Annotated in this window: 6 protein-coding genes and 1 tRNA gene; 1 reads left to right on the top strand and 6 read right to left on the bottom strand. The window is 38.2% G+C overall.

Annotated features, from left to right (window positions below; genetic code table 11):
* Positions 1–165: 165 nt before the first annotated feature.
* The 5 genes from ACHSBP_RS08340 to ACHSBP_RS08320 form a co-directional block, all read right to left on the bottom strand.
* The gene (locus tag ACHSBP_RS08340) at positions 166–1,203 is read right to left on the bottom strand and encodes a nitroreductase family protein (RefSeq protein WP_010561157.1); all 1,038 of its coding nucleotides are present in this window, start codon (positions 1,201–1,203) and stop codon (positions 166–168) included.
* A 53-nt stretch (positions 1,204–1,256) separates the two neighbouring features.
* A complete protein-coding gene (locus tag ACHSBP_RS08335) occupies positions 1,257–3,908 on the bottom strand; it encodes an SLBB domain-containing protein (protein WP_040641521.1) in 2,652 nt (883 codons plus the stop codon).
* Between the two features lie 111 nt (positions 3,909–4,019).
* Positions 4,020–4,796, bottom strand: a complete 777-nt coding sequence (locus ACHSBP_RS08330) for a YdiY family protein (protein ID WP_010561159.1) — start codon at positions 4,794–4,796, stop codon at positions 4,020–4,022.
* A gap of 12 nt (positions 4,797–4,808) precedes the next feature.
* Positions 4,809–5,630, bottom strand: a complete 822-nt coding sequence (locus ACHSBP_RS08325) for a mechanosensitive ion channel domain-containing protein (protein WP_395388527.1) — start codon at positions 5,628–5,630, stop codon at positions 4,809–4,811.
* Positions 5,631–5,703: 73 nt separating this feature from the next.
* Entirely contained in the window at positions 5,704–6,114 is a 411-nt protein-coding gene (locus ACHSBP_RS08320; protein ID WP_395388525.1) for a YbaN family protein, read from the bottom strand.
* A 113-nt stretch (positions 6,115–6,227) separates the two neighbouring features.
* Here ACHSBP_RS08320 and ACHSBP_RS08315 point away from each other — a divergent pair.
* Positions 6,228–6,303: transfer RNA gene (locus tag ACHSBP_RS08315), tRNA-His, on the top strand.
* 336 nt (positions 6,304–6,639) lie between these two features.
* On the opposite strand, the gene lpxC is transcribed toward ACHSBP_RS08315, so the two are convergent.
* On the bottom strand, positions 6,640–7,551 hold the full coding sequence (gene lpxC / locus ACHSBP_RS08310; RefSeq protein WP_395388524.1) for a UDP-3-O-acyl-N-acetylglucosamine deacetylase: 912 nt from the start codon (positions 7,549–7,551) through the stop codon (positions 6,640–6,642).
* Positions 7,552–7,583 lie beyond the last annotated feature (32 nt).

Genomic DNA, 7,583 nt, shown 5'->3' with positions numbered 1-7,583 from the left:
GCCCCTAACTTGGCTCGTTTAACGTACGGCAAATTACGACCTGGCGAAAGTGTTAGATGGTAGTCGCCAAGATGAACATCGAGCTGCTGTAATATTGCCTCTAACATTAATTCAGCACCTTTATTAGAGAACTGAACCCCTTTAATCTCAATATTTAACAACAACTTATTCCTTTATATATTTTATTAAGTGTTCTGCTGATTTCTTTTCTGAGAACGGAATTCCACCCGAAGGCTTTGCATAACCTACCGCAATAAACATAACTACACGTTTGTATTGCGGAAGCTTCAGTAATTTGCAGATTTTTTTGTCCAACTTTTCGAGTTCAGGCCAATTAATTGCACATGATGATAATCCTAGTGTCTCAGCTGCGAGCATTAATTGCATGCTAGCTAATCCCGAGTCAATGTAAATAACATGTCGATCACGATCCATTGGGTAATAGGATTGATCACCAACAACAGCAATTAAGCAGGGAATGTTGTCTGAAAAACCAACTGTTCCCCCCGGTAACTTTGCAACTTGCTTCCTAAATTTGTCACCCTCAATAACTAAAAACTCAAACGGTTGTCGATTACACGCACTAGGAGCTTGAGAGGCGATTGCAACCATCTTTGTTAATTTTTCTTGTTCAACTGAAGCATTTAGAAACCATCTAGTGGAACGACGAGCTTTAGAAAGGTTTAAAAATGCTTCATAACCAACAGTGTGATGCTGACGCTTTTCGCTTGTATATGGCTTACAAACAGCGTTATTTCGTTTCTCAATAGAATTAAATCGGCAACTAGCATTGGCGACTATTTTGTTCGTTACTGAAACTACTTCAAAGTATTCAGACAAGACTGAATATGCCCAATTTAATTCACTTGTTGAGAACGTTTTGCGTTGGCAAGCTACCAGATATGCTTCAACTGTCTCCGCTATATATTCAAGTGCAAATATCTCACGGCGAGGCTCCATAATTAAGCCTTTTTCCAACCGATGAATATTTCGACGAAGTAGCGAACTTGTTTCTTTCTGTACACCTTTATTGCTAAAATATTGAATTTTGGCTTTTAATAATGCTTGCTGTTCAAAACCAAAAGCTGAGTCAAAAAAACAATAATATAATCTAGATAAGAGGGGGGATTTTGAAGCCAAAGGCCAAAGCAATTTTTGATTTATCAAAATAGCTTGCTTCACAATTTTCTTAATTGCTTTCAAGAGTAAACTCCGATAACCAATAGAACTCAGGCATAACCTGAGCCCTTTTTAAGTTATAATGCTGAGATAGCTGCCGCAGCAAGACCTAACTGATAAACAATTTGAGATGCCGTACTCCAAAGGGTTAACTGATTCATGTATTCCGCATCTAGTGGCACAACAATCGTATCACCTGGCTCTAGTTTATTCTTATTATTACTAACCGCAAACCAGCTCGAGCCATTAGGGATATAAACCGAACCATTGGCTTTTATAACATAAATACGATCATCATCAGCTCTTTGTTTTAAACCACCACTATACTCAAGATAATCATCAACCGATAAATTATCGCTATATAAGTGAGATGTAGACACGTTTACTTCACCAATCACACTTACCGTACTTTGTTTAGCTGGAATATATAACGCATCACCTTTTTCTAATTCTAGCGACACAATGCCAGATTGGATTTTTGGTAAATCAATAACTAAACGCCCTAACGCTTGAACTTTTGCAAGATCTTTTAATAACTTATCGGTATCATCATAACTAAGAGACGCATCCGTAACTGAGTTAGAGAAACTCTTTGATGCAATTTCACGACGTAAGTCATCTGATAATTTTTGTAGTTGAGCACGCTCTTTTGTACGTATTGACTCACGAGTGAAGATAGCACCATTTTCAGCAGCAAAATCAGTTAATCCACCTGCTCGCTTCAATACATTCTCTAGTGTTTCGCCGCGCTTTATTGAATATGTACCAGGGAAGCGCACTTCTCCATATAGGCTAACTGTTCTTTCCTCTGACCAATTTGGCGTAGGGAAAATATTAAGTGAATCTTTACTTTGTAATGTGAACCTTTCTGGTTTCTCTATAGCTTCAGATAAATTAACAGCGATGTGCTCAACACTTGTATTTTCGCCTTTAACAACACGCGTAACCTCTGCATTTTGCATATATGCTGATTCAAGCAAGCCACCTGCAGCATTTACTGCAAGTTTAACTGAGGCGTTCGATACTAATGGGTAAACCCCTGGATAACGAACACGGCCATTAACAGCTATTAAAGCAGTATCTTCAAATGCTGACGCTTGTTTTTGTAGCTTTAAAACGACTGGTGCGAGCAATTTCTTTCGACTAAATACTGAATACTCATCGTCTTCCAATTCTTCAGTTTGGCCGGTCAATAGTTTAGTTAAGTTATCTAATTGCGTTGTTTCCTCTTCCTCAAGCTCTTCGGTTTCTTCGCCAATAAACTCCAAAAATTTGCGATTTTCGAATTTTTGCCATTGCTCTACTTTTGCTTGATGCGCGATCTCTTTCTCACTCAAAGCGAGTTCAGTTAACAACCGCTTTTCTTCGGCTTTTTCTTCAAAGCGACTGAATACAATAATAATATCACGCGGATTTAACTCAAAATTGTTCTGGTCATTCTGTAACGCATCAACTAATGAGAATTGAAGTAATTCGATATCACCACGAATGTTCTTCTCTCTTACGATTAACGAGTAATCAAAATCAGCGATAGGTAAAACATCAGATTTCAAAGATATGATTAAGTCAGAAATTCGGTTACCTTGTTTCCATTGATAATTACCAGGATGAGAAACTGCTCCCATAATAGTCACAGCATTTTCTAATTGCTCACTTGAGCCTTGTACTTTAATAACATCACCATCATGCGGTTGATAATTAATTTCAGTGTTTGAGAAATCCTTTGTTAATACAGTTTTAAAACTATTACCTGCATAGCGTTCGATGACTGTTTTTTGCGGAAATGCTTCAGCCTTAAAACCACCGGCTAAACGAATTAAGTCTTTTGCTGTTTCGTTTTGTTTTAGTTCAAAAATAGCGGGACGTTTTACTAAACCAGAAACAGTTACTTGCTTACCAACTGATGGGATAAAAACTACATCGCCAGATTGTAGTACGATATCGTTTGAGCTATCCCCCTTAGTAAGAAGATCATATAAATCCAGTGCTGCCACAACCTTACCACGGCGCTTCACTTGAATATTACGAAGTGAACCAATTTCCGTAATACCACCACTAACAAATAATGCATGAGTTACTGATGCAAGTGACGTTACACTGTACGCACCAGGCTTGTATGCTTCACCTAGAACTAATATACGCATAGAGCGTAAGCGTCCCATTGAAACAAACGCTTGAACACCGATTATTTCTTGTTCAATTTTAGCTTTTACTAAATTCTTTACTTCTGAGAACTGTAAGCCAGCTACGTTAACAGGGCTAAGCTTTGGAATTGTTAGACGTCCTTCACGGTCGACTTCTACTTCAAAACTATCACTTTCTTTACCATAAAAATTAATTTGAAATTCGTCACCAGGACCTACAATGTAAGAATCAGGAATTGCCGCATTTTCACTTGGCATAAACGACATCGGCTCACCCGCAAACAACTCATAACCAAATGGCTTTAATTCTTCCATTTGCGGCTTGAATTTTTCTTCCTCTGTTTTTTCTTCTTCCTCAGAACGAGGTTGTACTAACAAGCTTTCATCTTGCAGCGCTTCTTCGACCTCTTTACTTGATTTATCAAGTTGTTTTAAATCGATCCCATACTGCTTAGCAAGTGCTTTTTGTTGCGATTTTGGCAGCTTTTTAAATTGCTCAATTTGCTGCGGTGACGGAGTCATAGCATATGACGGCTGACTAAGTGATACGACTAACAAGCAAAGAAATAGCTTTAGATAACGCACAGGATCCCTTTAAAAATTTCAGTTCAAATACAACCCTTAATTCTACCTGAGTTCATACATAAAAAAAAAGAGCGTTAAACGCTCTTTTACAATTTAGTTTAAGCCTGAAACTTAAAAGCTATACACCAAGGTCAATACTGTCTCAGTATCTGTATTTACTTTATCAGCATCAACTTCTGAGTTGTGAGTTACGTTAAAGCCAACTTTCATTTGTAGTGAGCCGTTGATCTTAGTCAGTAATGCAGTTTCAGAAATACTTTTGGTATTGGTACTACCTGATTCAACTTTAACGCGTTGGGTAAACTTAGCGTTATCGCTGATTGTCCAGCTAAAGTCAGCTTTAGCTAGTGCAATCCATTCATCATCGCGCTCACCTGCTTTAGGGCGACCGTCTTTGAAAAACTCTTGGTTTTTCTCTGAATACTGGAAATATTTGTAACCCGGACCAAAGTCAAAACCAAGTGTCATATTTGACTCATCAATCAAACGAAAACCATAACCGCCTGACAGTACTGTTTCGTGACGGTATGCACCAAAGTAATCACTATCGTGCGTTAAACCAACGAATAAATGAGAGTGCTTTTCACCAAGGTTGTAGTTACCTTGAATCGCTGCACCATATTTTTCGTTAGTACGCTGTGTATCTTTTAAGCCGCTTTCAAGCGTCACTTCGTCTTCTTTATAAAGTGCGTTTAACTTGTATTCATTGGTCCATTTACCAATGTCATGTTTAGCATTTGCACCGAACTTAAACGTGGTCGTTTCGGTATTACCACTGGTAATAATGGCACCAAGCTCGCTACTTGCTTCCCATGTTTTATCTTCGTCAGCAATCGCTTGGTTAGTAAGTGCAATTGCTACAACTGACGCTAAATATCTTAATTTCATTATCTCAGCCTATTACTCGCTAATTTTGTTTAAATGAACATCCATTTGAGGGAAAGGAATCGAAATACCCGCTTCATCTAATGCAAGTTTGAAGTTTTCTTGAAGGTAAAAATAAACTGCCCAATAATCTTCAGTTTTTGCCCAAGAGCGCGTTACAAAGTTGACGCTTGAGTCACCTAAAGTATGAACACCGATAAAAAACGCAGGGTCTTTAAGTACTTTATCATTTGATTTGATTACATTTTCAAGCACTTCACGCGTTTGCTTCAGACATGAGTCGTAGCTAACACCAACCATAATATCAACACGACGGGTTGCTTGACGGCTGTAGTTCACAATAGCGCCACCCATAATCGCCGAGTTTGGTACTATGATTGTTTTATTATCAGGTGTTAACAGTTCTGTTGAAAAAATCTCGATTTTAGAAACACTACCTGAATGGCCGGCAGCATCGATAAATTCGCCTGATTTAAATGGACGCAGAATAATAATAAGCACGCCTGAAGCAAAGTTTGAAAGAGAGCCTTGTAACGCTAAACCAACCGCTAAACCCGCTGCACCCAAAATTGCAATAAACGATGTTGTTTCAATACCAACTTGAGAAAGTGCCATTAGTACTGTTGCCGAAAATACCAGTGCGTACACAATATTTGCTAAAAACGAACCAACCGCTTTATCTACTTTTTTCTTTTCGATCGCTTTTTTGGTTAATTTTTCACATACTTTTGCTACGCGAATGCCCACTAATAAAATGACAATCGCGACTACAGTTTGTAAGCCGTAATGTAAAAGTAAATCAGAGTTTTCGTTCAACCATTTAGCTGCAGAATCCATGAGTATTCCTTTTGTCGTTGATTTAGGTAATTTTAAGAATTATAAAGATTTTTGAAATTTACGTCACTTCTTTTCACAGTTTAAGCGGATCTTTAACTTGATTGTCACTTGGTTTTGAAGGTCTACTCCAAATAAACAACAAAACGCTTACAATGCAAATCACGACAATCGCTTTCAGCCATATTGGGAATGGAATAAAGAATAATGGGTAGGAAACTAGTAACAACATGGAGCTAGTCGCGATTACTTTAATTTTTGTTCTTATTACACCATGCGCTTCCCAATCCGTGATTAATTGACCGAATATTCGATGATTCAATAGCCATGAATGCATTCGCGTTGACGATTTGGAAAAGCAAAATGCTGATAACAATACAAAAGGAGTGGTCGGTAGTAACGGAAGAAAAACCCCAAGTACTCCCAGCAATAAACTGACCAAACCAATTACTAACCAAACTGAACGAATAACAGTCTTTTTTAACACTACAAAATCGCAAACTAAATTTATTTAGCTAAAAGCATAACATAAGTCTTCACACGGGCATGTTTTTTATGTATTATGCGCGCCACACCAAATAAGGTGTTTCAAATTTTGTGGCGGCTGTAGCTCAGTTGGTAGAGCCCTGGATTGTGATTCCGGTTGTCGCGAGTTCAAGTCTCGTCAGTCGCCCCACTTCTTCTTAAAAACTCCTTTTTAAACTTCAAAAATCTAACATCTAGCTATTAGCAAGTTACCTTCTTTCGTTTCTAATTAAATGAGTTAATACACCATAAGTTTGTCTCGAACATTCACTTTTACAGCCTAACGCCAACATCATTGGCATTATAAAGATTCATACCTTCAGCATAGAAAAAGCATATCTGCTCATTGTTTATTAGCTGCTGTTAACAAGTAGACGGCGTTTAACGTACTAGAATGCACACACATGGCGACACTAGACAACATTATTTTAGGCAATAAAAAACGCGACTTAAGTCGCGTTTTTTAATTTGATTAATTTTGAAAAAACTAAGCTGTTGCAGTTTCTAAACCTGGTGCAGCCATAGTGACAGACTCTTCAAATGTTGCCCATTCCCAAGCTGATTCAGTCGCCATCAACTTACGAAGTAGCTTATTATTCAGATCATGGCCTGATTTATATGCTGTTACTTTACCAAGTAGGTTATGACCCGTCATAAACAAATCACCAACACAGTCTAAAATCTTGTGTTTTACAAACTCATCCGGGTAGCGTAATCCATCAGGGTTAAGTACTTTAAAGTCATCAAGTACAACAGCATTATCCATGCTACCACCAAGTGCTAAGTTGTTAGCGTGCATGTATTCGATATCACGCATAAAGCCAAATGTACGTGCTCGGCTAATTTGTTCGATAAAGTTCTTAGCTGTGATGTCTAAACCAATACGTTGGCGACTTTCATTAATTGCTGGGTGGTTAAACGCAATTTCAAAGTCGATATGAAAACCATCATATGGTTCAATCTCAGCCCACTTATCGCCGTCTTCAACACGCACCTTTTCGGTAATGCGAATAAAACGTTTAGCTGCATTTTGCTCTTCGATGCCAGCCTTTTGAATAAGGTAAATAAATGGTAATGAACTACCATCCATAATTGGCACTTCAGGGCTATCTAATTCAACAATTAGATTGTCTAAGCCTAATGCTGCAATTGCAGCAATTAAATGCTCAGTAGTCGATAAGCGAACGCCATCTTTGTTAATTAAGCATGTACATAATTGAGTATCGCCCACGGCCTCAGGTGTTGTTTCAAAATCAACAACAGGATCAAGGTCTACTCGGCGAAATACAATACCCGTATTCGCACTAGCAGGTCGGAGAGTGATAGAAACCTTTTCACCCTTATGTAATCCAACACCTACGGCACTGACTTTTTCAGTTATGGTACGCTGCTTAATCATAGGCTATCCACTTATTCGTTAAAATCGGCCGG

The organism is Pseudoalteromonas sp. XMcav1-K (genome assembly GCF_044005875.1).
Lineage (GTDB): Bacteria > Pseudomonadota > Gammaproteobacteria > Enterobacterales > Alteromonadaceae > Pseudoalteromonas > Pseudoalteromonas spongiae.
This window is presented reverse-complemented; position numbering and strand designations above follow the sequence as displayed.

Excerpts from the sequence above, each read along its gene's own strand:
- ACHSBP_RS08330 (WP_010561159.1), bottom strand. The coding sequence starts at position 4,796 with ATGAAATTAAGATATTTAGCGTCAGTTGTAGCAATTGCACTTACTAAC.
- ACHSBP_RS08325 (WP_395388527.1), bottom strand. The coding sequence starts at position 5,630 with ATGGATTCTGCAGCTAAATGGTTGAACGAAAACTCTGATTTACTTTTA.
- lpxC (WP_395388524.1), bottom strand. The coding sequence starts at position 7,551 with ATGATTAAGCAGCGTACCATAACTGAAAAAGTCAGTGCCGTAGGTGTT.